The sequence below is a fragment of the Apilactobacillus kunkeei genome, assembly GCF_001421115.1.
GTDB classification, from domain to species: Bacteria; Bacillota; Bacilli; order Lactobacillales; family Lactobacillaceae; genus Apilactobacillus; species Apilactobacillus kunkeei_F.
The window spans coordinates 13,321-26,672 of the sequence record NZ_JXCW01000005.1 but is presented as its reverse complement, the minus strand read 5'-3'; the positions used below and the strand labels follow the sequence as shown (position 1 = coordinate 26,672).

The following is a 13,352-nucleotide window of genomic DNA, read 5'->3' as shown; positions in this document are numbered from 1 at the left end:
ATTTACAAAAAATCTAAATTAGATTTACATTAAATCGGTATACTTATGTTTGTAAATTAAAAAAGGATGATTGTATTATGATAAAAATTAAGAAATTAGCGATGATGACATCGGCAGTCTTATTCGCTGGAACAGTACTAACTGCGTGTGGAGTAAGCTCTTCATCGAACGATAAAATTACAGCGGTTGGATCAACTGCTTTACAACCGTTAGTAGAAGAAGCAGCAAACGATTACCAAAAGGAACATAAAGGACTTTCAATTACAGTTCAAGGTGGGGGTTCTGGTACCGGTTTGAGTCAATTACAAGCAAAAGCCGTTACAGTTGGTAACTCAGACGTGTTTGCTGAAAACCAAAAGGGAATTAAAGCCAAAGACATCGTCGATCATCAAGTGGCGGTAGTCGGAATCACACCTGTTGTTAACAAGGGTGTTGGAGTTAAAAACATCAGCATGAAAAATTTACAAAAGATTTTCGAAGGTAAGATTACCAACTGGAAACAAATTGGTGGTAAGAACCTACCAATCGAAGTGATTAACCGTGTTAAGGGTAGTGGTACCAGAAATACATTTGAGGCAAATGTGATGGACGGCCACAGCACCGTTAAAGCACAGGAACAAGACTCAAACGGAACAGTTAGAAGAATCATCGCTACCACTCCTGGAGCAATTAGTTACCTATCATTCTCGTTTGTCGACAAGACCATTCAATCACTATCAATTGATAACGTGAAACCAATTGATAAAAACGTTGAAACCAACGCTTGGAAGATCTGGTCATATGAACACATGTACACAGCTAAGAAGGTTAGTGATAACACTAAGAAGTTCTTGGCATACATGAACTCAGAAGAAGTACAAAAAGGTTTAGTAAAGAAATTAGGTTACATTAGTATCAGTGATATGAAAGTGAAAAGGGATGCTAACAATAAAGTAATCAACTAATTGGAGGAAGACTCATGGAAATTAATAAGAAAATATTAATGCCATCCAAGGAAACACGCCAAGAAAAATTTGGTCGTACTTTAAGTTTTATCAGTATTTCAGCAATTGTCGTCTTGGTGGCTTTGATTTTATACTTCATCATCTCAAAAGGGATTTCTACCTTTACTGACAACCACGTTAACTTGTGGGACTTTATCAGTAAAAAAGATTGGTCACCTTCAACCATCGGTAAAGATGGCAAACCAGAAGTAGGGGCACTACCTATGATCGTGACATCATTCAGTGTTACTTTCCTATCTGCCTTACTAGCAACACCATTTGCGATTGCCGCAGGAATTTACATGACAGTCATCGGTCCTAAGAAGAGCCGTGGTTTCCTACAAACTGTTATCGAATTACTAGTTGGGATTCCTTCAGTTGTTTACGGTTTTATCGGTTTAACCATCATCGTTCCAATCGTAAGAACTTTATTTGGTGGAACTGGTTTTGGGATTTTATCAGCAACCTTGGTATTGTTCGTCATGGTTCTTCCAACCATCACATCACTAACTGTTGATAGTCTAAATGCCGTACCAAAGCACTTATCTGAAGCATCACTTGCTTTAGGTGCCACTCGTTGGCAAACAATCTACAAAGTTATTTTAAGATCAGCAACACCAGGTATCTTAACAGCCATCATCTTTGGAATGGCCAGAGCATTCGGTGAAGCCTTAGCCGTACAAATGGTAATTGGTAACGCCATCTTGATGCCTAAGAACTTGATTACACCATCATCAACATTAACCAGTCAATTAACTACCGGAATCGGTAACACAGTCATGGGAACTTTAGGGAACAATGCCCTATGGTCATTAGCCTTGGTTCTACTTCTAATGTCACTATTCTTCAACATCTTGGTTAAGTTAATTGGAAAGAGAGGTAAGTTCTAATTATGAATCCAAAAGTAGTTAATAAAATTGCGACCGGCGTGATTTACGGTCTAGTAATTCTAGTAGTTGCAATTCTAGCAGCCTTAATCGGTTACATCTTAGTAACCGGTGTGCCTCACATCTCATGGCACTTCTTAACCAGCCCAGCTCAATCATTCTTAGCTGGTGGGGGAATTAGAGATCAACTATTTAACTCAATCTACCTATTAGTTCTTACATTAATCATTTCATTTCCAATTGCATTAGGTGCCGGAATTTACTTAGCTGAATACGCTCCTAAGAACTGGTTTACTGAAATCATTAAGACAACCATCGAAGTATTGAGTTCACTTCCATCAGTGGTTGTTGGACTATTCTGTTACCTATTATTCGTTGTTCAAATGAGAATGGGATTCTCAATCCTATCAGGTGCGATTGCACTTACATTCTTCAACTTACCGCTATTAACAAGAAACATTGAAACATCACTAGAATCAGTTTCATCACTACAAAGAGAAGCTGGATTATCACTAGGTCTATCACAATGGAAGACAATCACTGGTATCATCCTACCAGCCGCAGTTCCTGGAATCATCACTGGGATTATCCTAAGTGCTGGTAGAGTATTCGGTGAGGCTGCCGCATTGATTTACACAGCTGGTCAAAGTGCTCCATTCGTGGATTACACTAACTGGAACATCTTCTCAGACACTAGTTTCTTAAACCCACTACGTCCGGCAGAAACACTAGCCGTGCACATTTGGAAGGTTAACTCAGAAGGAATCACTCCTGATGCTAACGCCATCTCAAGTGGATCATCAGCCGTATTAATTATCGTAATTCTACTATTTAACATTTTCGCGCACTGGGTTGGAAACCGTTTGTACAAGAAAATGACTTCTAGTAAGTAAGGAAGGTTTAACATGAAAAACTACAATTTAAATCAACAATATGTACGTGACTTCGCAGTCGAAAACGCAATTGAAGCTCACCATGTAAACGTTTCTTATGGTGAACACCAATCAATTTTTGACGTATCACTATCATTTCCTCGTTTTAAAGTAACTGCCATGATTGGTGCTTCTGGATCTGGTAAGTCAACTTTCTTACGTTCTATCAACAGAATGAATGATAACGTAGCGACTGTCGACGGCGACATTATGTATCGAGACGTTAACATCAACGACGATAAGATTAACGTTTACGAATTAAGAAAGCACATCGGAATGGTGTTCCAACGTCCAAATCCATTTGCTAAGTCAATTCGTGAAAACATCACTTTTGCACTTAAGAAGCACGGTATCAAGGACAAAAAGGAATTAGACCAACGTGTTGAAACCAGTCTAAAAGAAGCTGCTTTATGGGATGAAGTAAAGGACAAACTAGACGAAAGCGCGCTATCACTATCAGGTGGACAAGCTCAACGTTTATGTATCGCACGTGCGATTGCCATGAAACCAGACGTGTTACTACTTGATGAACCAGCATCAGCTCTAGATCCAATCTCAACTTCAAAGATTGAAGATACACTAAATCGTTTGAAGGAAAAATACACAATCATCATCGTTACACATAACATGCAACAGGCTTCTAGAATGAGTGATTACACTGCATTCTTCCACCAAGGCCACTTAATTGAATTCAACAAGACTTCTCACATCTTTACCAGACCAAAGATGCAAGCAACAGAAGACTACATTTCAGGAAACTTCGGGTAGGTGAATTACATGACTTCTATTTTAAAAACAGAAAACGTTCATTTGTACTACGGTGAAAAAGAAGCACTACATGGCTTTGATATCGAGTTTGAACAAAATGAAATCACTGCTTTAATCGGACCATCCGGTTGTGGTAAGTCAACATTTTTAAGATGTTTAAACCGTATGAATGACTTAAGAAACAACACAACAGTTACTGGTAGTTTTAAAATTGGTGATCAAGACATCTATGCACCAACTACTGACATGACCGAATTAAGAAAAGAAATCGGAATGGTATTCCAACAACCAAACCCATTTCCTTTCTCCGTCTACGACAACGTGGCATACGGTTTAAGAATTGCTGGTGTTAAAGACAAAAAGGTTCTAAACGAAGTAGTTGAAAAGAGTCTAAAGCAAGCTGCCGTTTGGGACGAAGTAAAGGATGAACTAAACAAGAACGCCTTGTCATTCTCAGGTGGTCAACAACAAAGAATTTGTATCGCCAGAGTGTTGGCTGTAAAACCTAAGATTATTTTGATGGACGAACCTACCAGTGCGCTAGACCCAATCTCAAGTGCCAAGATTGAGGATACTCTGTTAGAATTAAAGAAAGATTTTACAATCATCATCGTTACTCACAACATGCAACAAGCATCAAGAATTGCTGATAAGACAGCATTCATGCTAAACGGGGATTTAATTGAATACAACAAGACTTCTAAGATGTTCTTAAATCCTGACAAGCAACAAACTAGTGACTACTTAAATGGAGAATTCGGATAGGAGAGCTGACTATGAGTCAAACATTTAACGACAAACTAAAAGTACTACAAAAGACCTACATGAAGATGGGAATTAATGTTTCTGATCAAATTTACCAATCAATCAAGGCCTTCACTGAAAACGACCAAAAACTAGCTACCGAAATTGTTAATCGCGATAGCAAGGTTAATGACGAAGAAGTGGACCTAGAAAAAGAAGCACTAAACTTAATTGCGTTAAGACAACCAGTTGCTTCTAACTTTCGTTCAATCATTACTTTATTAAAGGCTAGTTCTGATTTGGAACGAATTGGTGATCACGCATCATCAATCGCCAGAGAAACTCTTCGTATCAACACAGAAAGTCGTATTCCAGAAGTGAACGAAACTATTAACCAAATGTCCTTAAAGATTAGGGGAATGCTAGAATCATCATTAGATGCTTACGTTCATTCTGATCAAGAAGCTGCAAAACTAGTGGCTCAAGAAGATATCTTGATCGATAAGAAGTTTGTTTTAGCTAAAAACCTAATCGTTTCAGAAATGGAAAAGAATAGTGATAAAATTGAATTAGCAACTATCTATCTAATGGTAGTTCGTTACCTAGAACGTATTGGAGATCATATCGTTAACTTATCAGAATGGATTGTATATAATGCGACTGGTAAGATTGTTGAATTGAATCCTGGTAAGATTGAACCAGAATTGATTGCCAAAGAACTAAAAAACAATCCAAAATAGGGAGGTTTAGATGGGATGCAAAGTCTGTTGCTAGTAACAAAACAATTAAGATTAGCCGCTGATGTGAGTCAATTGGCGTTGCAAGATGAATATTTTGTTAACAGCGTTAGTGATGATGAAGATATCGAAATCATGGCTAAGAAGGATAACGTCTTTGCGGTCATTATTGATTTATCAATCTTTGATGACTTTAATCATGTCAAAAGGTTGATTGAACAAGTTACTAAGACATTCTCAGGCCCTATTGTTACTTTTGATGACCAATACGATGATCAAAAAGAAAGAGATTGTTTTGAACTAGGGGTAAACGATTACTTCAGTGATTACGTTGACGCCCAAAGAATCATGTTAAGAACATTAAAACGTGTCAAAATTTACGATGAGATAATGGAAGATACCGACAAGGCTAAGCGTAAAGAGCATTTTAAGGACTTTGAGATTAGTTTGAAGCATTTCCAGGTAAAGTATCATGGTGAGGTTTTAAACTTTACACCGAAGGAATTTAACATCTTCTATTACCTAATCAGACATCATGACCAGGTATTAAGTAGAGAACAAATCTTTAACGGTGTCTGGCGTGAAGATCGAGACGATGGGGATTCATTTATATCATCTCGTATCGTTGATATGCACGTTAGTCACGTTAGAGATAAGCTCAAAGACTTACCCGGAAACGACGTTGAAATTAAAACTGTTCGTGGATTCGGATACGTACTACAATAAAAAAATCCCACTTGGATATTCCAAGCGGGATTTTTGTTTGGGTTTTATTAGTTTAAGAATGCAGTAACTGCAGCTGCTAGAATAATGATAATTAAACCGATTATTGTAACAACCATTTCTTTTTTAGTTTTGTTTTGGTGTAGGAAGTAGATACTAGTTAGTGTAGCTAATACAACAGAAGTTTGTGATAGTACGAAACCAGTAGCTAGACCATTCATTTTAGGTTCTGCAGAGATTAGGTAAGTTAAAGCTGCAAATCCGAAGAAGAAACCTGAAATGATTTGTAGATAAGAAGACTTAGTAGCAAATACATTGTTACTCTTAACGTGGAACAAGCAGTATACAACAGCAACTAAGAACATTCCAAGAGCTTGTGGGAAGAACGCATGCATACCGTCTAAGTGACTTGATGCTTGAGGTGCAGCTGAGTAACCCCAGTAACCAATAACACCGATAACTAAAAGACCAATGGCTTTTTTTAAGTCAGCCGAGCTTTTAGTATCTTTATGTTCTTGCCAAGCAGTCATAGTAGCACCAATGATGATTACGATTAAAGCAATGAAACCAATGATACGGTGTGATTCTGAATGCCAGTTACCTAATGCGAATACACCCCATAAAGCAGTTACAATTAATTGTAACGCAGTAGTGATAGGCATTACTCTAGAAGATCCAACTAATTCAAAAGCTTTAAATGACATGATTTGTCCGAAAGCCCAACCAGCACCTGATAGTAATGCTAGTGCAAAATCCATACCAGTCGGAATTGAATTACCTGAGATTAAAAGAAAAATAGCAGCGAAAATAAGTGTTCCTAGAGTGGAACCATAAATTTGGTTAGTAGGTTTGCCTCCAAATAATGAAGCAATTGTAGGGTATAGACCCCAACCTAGAACTGGACCTAGTCCAATTAATAAAGCAACAGCGTTCAAAGCGTGTCCTCCTTATCCTTATATATTATTTCTATAATTAACAATTTACCACAAGTGTTGGTAGCATAGTTAGAAATCGAGCGAATTTCATTTAAACTTAAATAAATCTTAAGTTTTAAAACGCCTAAAGTAATATAACATATTTATTAGGGACTATGTTTTAAAAAGTGTAATGAAATCGTTTTCATTTCCCAAAAAGTATGGTATATTATTTCTACGGAAAAGTAAAGCGCTTACATTCAGGAAACATAAAAAATATTTTTAATAAAAGAAGGGGTATTAAAATATGCCATTTGTTGTATTAGTATTAGGGATATTATTGCTTTTGTTCCTAATCATTAAATGTAAATTAAATACATTTATTTCATTAATTGTTACATCTGTTATTGTTGCGTTAGGTTTAGGAATGAACCCAGCACACATCGCTGTTTCCATTAAAAACGGTATCGGAAGTTCTTTGGGGGAACTAGTTATCGTTTTTGGATTTGGTGCAATGATTGGTCGTTTAGTTGCTGATGCCGGTGGTTCTTACAGAATTGCCAGAACACTAATCGATCTATTTGGTAAAAAGAAACTTCAATTCGCAATTGTTGTTGCTTCATTTATTATTGGTATGTCATTATTCTTCGAAGTTGGATTGGTTCTATTAACTCCAATCGTATTTGCCGTTGCACTTGAAGCTGAAGTTCCATTCGTTTACCTAGGTATTCCAATGGCAGCTGCATTATCAGCTACTCAAGGATTCCTACCACCACAACCAGCTCCAACTGCAGTTGCTACTGCTTTAGGCGCAAACATTGGTCAAACACTTCTATTAGGTATTATCGTTGCTATTCCTTGTGTGATTGTAGCCGGTCCGCTATATACAAAGATTGCTAAGAAGGTTGCTCCAGAAACATTCGTTGTAAAGACTTCTCTACCAGCCTTTGGTGAAATGAAGAAGTATGATTTAAAAGACACTCCAAGCTTTGGAATTGCCGCATTCACTTCATTACTACCAGTTATCTTAATGGCCATTTCAACTGTTTACGACATGGTATTTAACGGTGGTAAAGCCGTTGAAAATCCACATGGTATTGGTGCTGTTGTTGCTATGTTTGGTAACCCAGTTATCGCCATGATCGTTACTTTACTATTTGCTATTTGGGCAATGGGCTTCCACCGCGGTAAGAAGATGGAAGATATCACAAATACTGTTACTGAAGCCATTAAGTCAATCGCTATGCTACTAATGGTTATCGGTGGTGGATCAGCATTCAAGCAAGTATTAATCGACGGTGGTGTTGGTAAAGCCGTTCAAAACGTAATGGGCCACGCTAACCTATCACCAATCATTTTAGCTTGGTTAATCGCTGTTATCCTACGTGTTTCATTAGGTTCAGCTACTGTTGCAGGTATGACTGCTGCTGGACTAGTAACTCCATTAATGCACTCAATGAGCGTCAGTCCCGTATTAATGGCACTAGCAATTGGTGCCGGTTCACTTGCCGCATCACACGTTAATGATGCCGGATTCTGGATGTTCAAAGAATACTTTGACTTAAACGTAAAACAAACATTAAAGATTTGGACTGTACTAGAAACTATCATTTCCGTTACTGGATTATTGATGGTACTTCTATTAAGTCTATTCATTCACTAATAAATATAGATACGAAAAAAGCGATGAGATAAATTTTTATCTCATCGCTTTTTTTATTTTTCTTTATGATTAACAAAGACCACTAATTTTGACCAGAAGTAGTTGAAAATAATTACAACTAATTGAGCGAAGATTTTTAGTAGATCAAAGTTATTTTCGCTAATAATTGAAACACCAATCATTAGGATGATTTCTTCTAAAATTAATGAAGCCACACGGCCAAGGAAGAAAGAAATCATTTCTGTAATGTATTCTTTAACAGTGTTCGCCTTAGATTCGAACACCCATTTACGATTAGTAAAGTAAGCAAATAATACACTGGCTACCCAAGCGATTAGTGTGTTCCAGAATACGTCCATGTTTGGTAGTAGGTGATAAAGCACTAATGCAACAGCAATGTCGATAACAGTGGTTAATACACCCCAAAACAAGTAAGCAATTACTTGCTTGTATTTATTCCACAAGTTTTTCATTATTTTTTCTCTTTCACAATATATTTAGGACGATGCTTTGTTTCTAGGTAAATCTTTCCGATGTAGTTACCAACGATTCCTAGACAGAATAGTTGAACACCGTTGATTAATAGAATGATTGATACTAGTGATGGCCATCCAGATACGGATCCGCCGAATAAAATAGCTCTTAGAATAACAAAGATTAGTCCAATCAATGATAGGAAGAATGAAACACCACCGACCCAGGTTGCCACTTTAAGTGGGACGTCTGAGAAGTCGACGATTCCTTCCAGTGAATATTCAAGTAGTTGGTATAGTGACCAGTGTGATTCACCGGCAGCTCTTTCAACACCATCGTATTCGATGTATTTAGTTTTAAAACCGACCCAACTAAAGATACCCTTAGTGAAACGGTTGTATTCAGTTAATTTCAAAACATTGTCAACGTATTGACGAGTCATTAGACGGTAATCTCTAACGTTTTGTTTGATTTCAACGTCAGACATTTTGTTGATAACCTTGTAAAAACTTGAAGATAGGAAAGCTCTCACAAAGTTTTGTTTTCTACTCTTTTGCACACATCCAACGACGTCGTAATCGTCTTCTTTTATGTACTTAATCATTTGAGGAAGTAATGCAGGTGGATCTTGTAAGTCCACGTCCATAACGGCGACATAGTCACCACCAACGTTTTCTAATCCAGCTGACATTGCAGATTCCTTACCAAAGTTACGTGAGAATGATACGTAATGAACGTTTTCATCATTTTCGCGTAGCTTCTTAATTTCTTCTAAAGTGTTGTCAGAGGAACCATCATTAATAAACCAGTATTCATGATTGTAGTCAACGTGGTTAGCGTGCATTTCGCTGAAGACACGTTCGACTTCATCATAAAAGATTTTAATGGAAGGTTCTTCATTATAACAGGGTACAATTAAACCAATAGTTTCCATAATTGTAACCTCCTTCATTAATCCATAATTATTTATATTTTATCATAATACTTCAAAAAGGTTTTCATAGATAGCACTAAATTTTTATTAAGATGTATTTATGGTCGGCAACCGCGGCATTATTTTGTTATAATTAGATAAATATACTTTTTTGTGGAGGCATAATCTTGAAAAACCCGATTAAAGTGATGACCATCTTTGGAACTCGTCCAGAAGCTATTAAGATGGCTCCAATCATTCTAGAAATGAAAAATAATTTAGATGAGTTTCAACCCATCACAGTTTTGACTGGCCAACATAAAGAAATGCTAGATCAAGTTATGGATATTTTCCATATTGAAGCTGATTACAATTTACACGTAATGAAAGCACAACAAACCTTAAGCTCAATCACAACCACTGTCATTAACAAACTAGACAGTATTATTAACGAAGCTAAACCAGATATTATTTTGGTCCATGGTGATACCACAACTACATTTGCTGCTGCAGTCAGCGCATTTTATCACCAAATTCCACTAGGTCACGTTGAAGCGGGACTTAGAACCTGGGACAAGTACTCTCCATATCCTGAAGAAATGAACCGTCAAATGACCGACATCCTTTCAGATGTGTACTTTGCACCAACTGAATTAAGTAAAGACAATCTATTAAAACAAAACCTAAAAGAAGACCGTATCTATATTACAGGGAATACCGCAATTGATGCGTTAAAACAAACCGTTGATAGAAATTATCACCACAGCGTGTTAGATGATATCGACAAGACTCACAAGATTATTCTATTAACCATGCACCGTCGTGAAAACCAAGGTGAACCAATGCGTCGTACCTTTGAAACAATCAAAAACGAAGTATTGAACAGAAAGGATATCGAAGTCGTATATCCAGTTCACTTGAGCCCAGCAGTTCAATCTGTTGCTCACAGCGTGTTTGATGGGGTGAACAGAGTGCACCTAATCGAACCATTGGATGTTGTCGATTTCCATAACATGGCAGCCCGAAGTCATTTCATCATGACTGACTCTGGTGGGGTCCAAGAAGAAGCTCCTTCATTAGGTAAACCAGTATTGGTACTAAGAGAAACTACCGAACGTCCAGAAGGAGTAGATGCAGGAACACTAAAACTTGTGGGAACTGATCCAAAAAAGATTAGTGCAAGCATTGACCAATTACTAGACGACACCGAAGAATACAAGAAGATGGCCACTGCCAAGAATCCTTACGGGGATGGAACTGCTTCTAAGCAAATCCTAGACGCGATTAAAGAAGTATTTGCTACTAATAAACTAAGTGGTGATCATAATGAAGCTTAGTAAAGACACCGCAAGGAAATGGAAGCACTTCTTTTTAGTCGTAAAGAAGCATTATAAAGAATCCAACGTGTCTGATTCAGCGGTCGTGATTGCCTTTTATTCTTTGCTATCACTATTTCCAGCAACAATCATTGTTGGAAACCTACTAGAATTGTTGCACGTTAACCAATACGAAATTCTAGACTATCTAGAACCATTGTTACCATCAACGGTTTTCAAGACCGTTAGTCCAATCGTTATTTCCGCTTTGAAGGGCGCCAATGCCGATAAGTTATCGATTGGTTTAATCGTTGCCATCTGGTCAGCTAGTCGGGCCTTAGCAGCGTTTCAACGTGCGGTTAATTCATCGTATGGAATTAAAAACGAAAGTAATCTGATGAATCGAATCGTTTCGTTTATCTGGATGCTATTGTTGGTAATTTCGTTAGGGATTTTCCTATTATTCTTTGGTTTTGGAAAGGTCATCATTAGCTACTCAGCTTATCTAATGGGATTATCCAAGATGAATGTGGGACTATTTATCCTGTTGAGATATCCATTGACCGTCATTGGGGTATTCCTATTGGTACTATTGATGTATTACTTCGTGCCAAACGTTAATACCAAGTGGCGTTATGTTTGGATGGGATCATTAATCGTGACAATCGGTATGATTGTTCTATCCAAAGGATTCTCCATTTATCTTCACTACTTCTCACGTAGTGTTGATGCCTATAAAGCATTAGGAACCTTTGTTATTTTAATGCTTTGGTTATACATCATTGGGATGATATTGATTCTAGGGGCAGTCATTAATGCATCCGTGCAAGACGTTAAGAACGTCGAAATTAAGGGCAGAAAGCCTAGCATCAAATCATTTATTCCAAACAAGAAGAGATAAGATTGCAAAACAAAAAAATCGTTGATAAACATCAACGATTTTCTTTTTAACCATTTATTTTTTTGTAAGTATCAACTAAACTTGAGGCAAATTCGTCAAGTTTTTCAATGTCGTCTTCATCTGGTTCCAAGTTGATTTTAACACCTTCAAAACCTTGAGTGGCGTTAGTCTTCTTGAATTGGTTGATGAAGTCATCAACTGAAGTATTGAAGAATTCTTCGTAGAAGATATCACCAGAACCGGCAACACCAAAGACCTTGTTTGAAAGATCTAAGTCACCTAAGTCATCGAAGAAGTCTAATCCTTCTTCTGGAAGATGACCTTCGTTGTAGGTGTATGCACAAACGACACAGATATCCGCATCTTCAAAATCTTGTGCATCTGTTTGTGAAATTTCAGTTTGGGTAACTTCAGCGCCTAAATCTTCTAGGCCTTCAGTAACGATATCAGCGACGTCTTCGTTGTTACCTGTGATGGTTGCAAAAACTACATGTGCTTTCAAAGTAATATACGTCCTTTCGCAATCTGATAACTAATTATACCAAATGTAAAATGGGATGTTAAATAAAGGAGTGAGAGTAATGGCATCTAAAATCACCATGATTGAAGCCCAAAAGAGAAAAGGGCGTTTTAATGTATACGTAGATGGGGTATACGCGTTTCCAATCAGTGAAAACGTAATGATTAAATATCGTATCTTTAAGGGAATGGAAATCGACGATGAGCTAAAAGAAGAACTAGTCAATGCTGATGACATTTCTAAACTTTACAGTAAGGCGATTAACTTCTTATCCCACCAATTAAGAACTGAAAACGAAGTCGTAAAGAAACTTCAAACCTATAGTGAAAATGAACAACACATTGCTGCGGTCATGCAAAAACTGGTTGAATTAAAGCTAGTCAATGATCAAAGCTACGCTGACAGTTACGTGCGAACAGAAGTAAAGAAGCAGGATAAGGGACCATCCAACGTCTTTTATAAGCTAAAGGAAAAACAAATCAACGAAAACTTGATTGAAAACGCCTTGAACAACTTCTACTCACACGATGAAATGATTGAAAACTGCCAAATTCAAGCCGATAAAATTTTTAAGAAGCATAAGCGCGACGCATACAAGAACCGTTTGGATAAGACCAAATTAGCATTGATGAAGAAGGGCTATCCAACCGACGTCGTTTTAAGCGTCATGGAGGATATGGACTTTCAAGTCGATGAAGAAGATCAATTGGATTTATTGAGACAACAGGGTGACAAGATTTGGTATCGTAATCGCAAGTACGACGGGATGCAAAGAGTCATGAAGACCAAGCAAGCACTTTACCGCAAGGGGTTTGATATGGATGATATCAATTCATTCATAGATGATAAAAATATGGATGAATAAAATGGTATAATG

General features: G+C 37.4%; 15 protein-coding genes. 11 read left to right on the top strand and 4 right to left on the bottom strand.

What is annotated here, in order from left to right; genetic code table 11:
- Positions 1-86 precede the first annotated feature (86 nt).
- Genes RZ55_RS04660 through RZ55_RS04630 form a run of 7 tightly spaced genes read left to right on the top strand, consistent with a single transcriptional unit; the run spans position 87 to position 5,777 of the window.
- Positions 87-944 carry a phosphate ABC transporter substrate-binding protein PstS family protein gene (locus RZ55_RS04660; RefSeq protein ID WP_057175928.1) on the top strand — a complete coding sequence of 286 codons (858 nt, stop codon included), beginning with the start codon at positions 87-89 and terminating at the stop codon, positions 942-944.
- Positions 945-958: 14 nt separating this feature from the next.
- Complete coding sequence (pstC, locus tag RZ55_RS04655) at positions 959-1,873, top strand: phosphate ABC transporter permease subunit PstC (protein ID WP_053792859.1); 915 nt, start codon at positions 959-961, stop codon at positions 1,871-1,873.
- Positions 1,874-1,875: 2 nt separating this feature from the next.
- Positions 1,876-2,763 (top strand): phosphate ABC transporter permease PstA, encoded by an 888-nt coding sequence (pstA, locus tag RZ55_RS04650; RefSeq protein ID WP_054605706.1) that lies wholly within the window; start codon positions 1,876-1,878, stop codon positions 2,761-2,763.
- 12 nt (positions 2,764-2,775) lie between these two features.
- Positions 2,776-3,570: a phosphate ABC transporter ATP-binding protein PstB gene (gene pstB / locus RZ55_RS04645; protein ID WP_041152893.1), complete on the top strand. Its 795-nt coding sequence runs from the start codon at positions 2,776-2,778 to the stop codon at positions 3,568-3,570.
- Between the two features lie 9 nt (positions 3,571-3,579).
- Complete coding sequence (pstB, locus tag RZ55_RS04640; protein WP_054605761.1) at positions 3,580-4,335, top strand: phosphate ABC transporter ATP-binding protein PstB; 756 nt, start codon at positions 3,580-3,582, stop codon at positions 4,333-4,335.
- 11 nt (positions 4,336-4,346) lie between these two features.
- The gene (gene phoU, locus RZ55_RS04635; protein ID WP_054483684.1) at positions 4,347-5,054 is read left to right on the top strand and encodes a phosphate signaling complex protein PhoU; all 708 of its coding nucleotides are present in this window, start codon (positions 4,347-4,349) and stop codon (positions 5,052-5,054) included.
- A gap of 15 nt (positions 5,055-5,069) precedes the next feature.
- A complete protein-coding gene (locus tag RZ55_RS04630) occupies positions 5,070-5,777 on the top strand; it encodes a winged helix-turn-helix domain-containing protein (protein ID WP_054483682.1) in 708 nt (235 codons plus the stop codon).
- 47 nt (positions 5,778-5,824) lie between these two features.
- On the opposite strand, the gene rbsU is transcribed toward RZ55_RS04630, so the two are convergent.
- Positions 5,825-6,709, bottom strand: coding sequence for a ribose/proton symporter RbsU (gene rbsU / locus RZ55_RS04625; RefSeq protein WP_053792856.1), 885 nt, complete (start codon positions 6,707-6,709; stop codon positions 5,825-5,827).
- A gap of 286 nt (positions 6,710-6,995) precedes the next feature.
- Here rbsU and RZ55_RS04620 point away from each other — a divergent pair, with 286 nt between their 5' ends.
- Positions 6,996-8,351 carry a gluconate:H+ symporter gene (locus RZ55_RS04620; RefSeq protein ID WP_034534841.1) on the top strand — a complete coding sequence of 452 codons (1,356 nt, stop codon included), beginning with the start codon at positions 6,996-6,998 and terminating at the stop codon, positions 8,349-8,351.
- 53 nt (positions 8,352-8,404) lie between these two features.
- On the opposite strand, the gene RZ55_RS04615 is transcribed toward RZ55_RS04620, so the two are convergent.
- Positions 8,405-8,824, bottom strand: coding sequence for a GtrA family protein (locus tag RZ55_RS04615; RefSeq protein WP_051592250.1), 420 nt, complete (start codon positions 8,822-8,824; stop codon positions 8,405-8,407).
- Positions 8,824-9,759, bottom strand: coding sequence for a glycosyltransferase family 2 protein (locus RZ55_RS04610; protein ID WP_034531593.1), 936 nt, complete (start codon positions 9,757-9,759; stop codon positions 8,824-8,826). Before RZ55_RS04610 ends, RZ55_RS04615 begins: the two co-directional genes overlap by 1 nt.
- Before the next feature lie 188 nt (positions 9,760-9,947).
- Between RZ55_RS04610 and wecB the strand changes: the two genes are divergently transcribed.
- Both wecB and RZ55_RS04600 read left to right on the top strand, forming a co-directional pair.
- Positions 9,948-11,075: a non-hydrolyzing UDP-N-acetylglucosamine 2-epimerase gene (gene wecB / locus RZ55_RS04605; protein ID WP_057175927.1), complete on the top strand. Its 1,128-nt coding sequence runs from the start codon at positions 9,948-9,950 to the stop codon at positions 11,073-11,075.
- Positions 11,065-11,955, top strand: a complete 891-nt coding sequence (locus RZ55_RS04600; protein WP_057175879.1) for a YihY/virulence factor BrkB family protein — start codon at positions 11,065-11,067, stop codon at positions 11,953-11,955. Before wecB ends, RZ55_RS04600 begins: the two co-directional genes overlap by 11 nt.
- Before the next feature lie 46 nt (positions 11,956-12,001).
- On the opposite strand, the gene RZ55_RS04595 is transcribed toward RZ55_RS04600, so the two are convergent.
- The gene (locus tag RZ55_RS04595; RefSeq protein WP_176589797.1) at positions 12,002-12,457 is read right to left on the bottom strand and encodes a flavodoxin; all 456 of its coding nucleotides are present in this window, start codon (positions 12,455-12,457) and stop codon (positions 12,002-12,004) included.
- A gap of 79 nt (positions 12,458-12,536) precedes the next feature.
- Between RZ55_RS04595 and recX the strand changes: the two genes are divergently transcribed.
- Positions 12,537-13,340: a recombination regulator RecX gene (recX, locus tag RZ55_RS04590; RefSeq protein ID WP_057175878.1), complete on the top strand. Its 804-nt coding sequence runs from the start codon at positions 12,537-12,539 to the stop codon at positions 13,338-13,340.
- Positions 13,341-13,352: the final 12 nt, after the last annotated feature.

Excerpts from the sequence above, each read along its gene's own strand:
- pstC (WP_053792859.1), top strand. The coding sequence starts at position 959 with ATGGAAATTAATAAGAAAATATTAATGCCATCCAAGGAAACACGCCAA.
- pstA (WP_054605706.1), top strand. The coding sequence starts at position 1,876 with ATGAATCCAAAAGTAGTTAATAAAATTGCGACCGGCGTGATTTACGGT.
- pstB (WP_041152893.1), top strand. The coding sequence starts at position 2,776 with ATGAAAAACTACAATTTAAATCAACAATATGTACGTGACTTCGCAGTC.
- pstB (WP_054605761.1), top strand. The coding sequence starts at position 3,580 with ATGACTTCTATTTTAAAAACAGAAAACGTTCATTTGTACTACGGTGAA.
- phoU (WP_054483684.1), top strand. The coding sequence starts at position 4,347 with ATGAGTCAAACATTTAACGACAAACTAAAAGTACTACAAAAGACCTAC.
- RZ55_RS04630 (WP_054483682.1), top strand. The coding sequence starts at position 5,070 with ATGCAAAGTCTGTTGCTAGTAACAAAACAATTAAGATTAGCCGCTGAT.
- RZ55_RS04620 (WP_034534841.1), top strand. The coding sequence starts at position 6,996 with ATGCCATTTGTTGTATTAGTATTAGGGATATTATTGCTTTTGTTCCTA.
- RZ55_RS04615 (WP_051592250.1), bottom strand. The coding sequence starts at position 8,824 with ATGAAAAACTTGTGGAATAAATACAAGCAAGTAATTGCTTACTTGTTT.
- RZ55_RS04610 (WP_034531593.1), bottom strand. The coding sequence starts at position 9,759 with ATGGAAACTATTGGTTTAATTGTACCCTGTTATAATGAAGAACCTTCC.
- wecB (WP_057175927.1), top strand. The coding sequence starts at position 9,948 with ATGACCATCTTTGGAACTCGTCCAGAAGCTATTAAGATGGCTCCAATC.
- RZ55_RS04600 (WP_057175879.1), top strand. The coding sequence starts at position 11,065 with ATGAAGCTTAGTAAAGACACCGCAAGGAAATGGAAGCACTTCTTTTTA.
- recX (WP_057175878.1), top strand. The coding sequence starts at position 12,537 with ATGGCATCTAAAATCACCATGATTGAAGCCCAAAAGAGAAAAGGGCGT.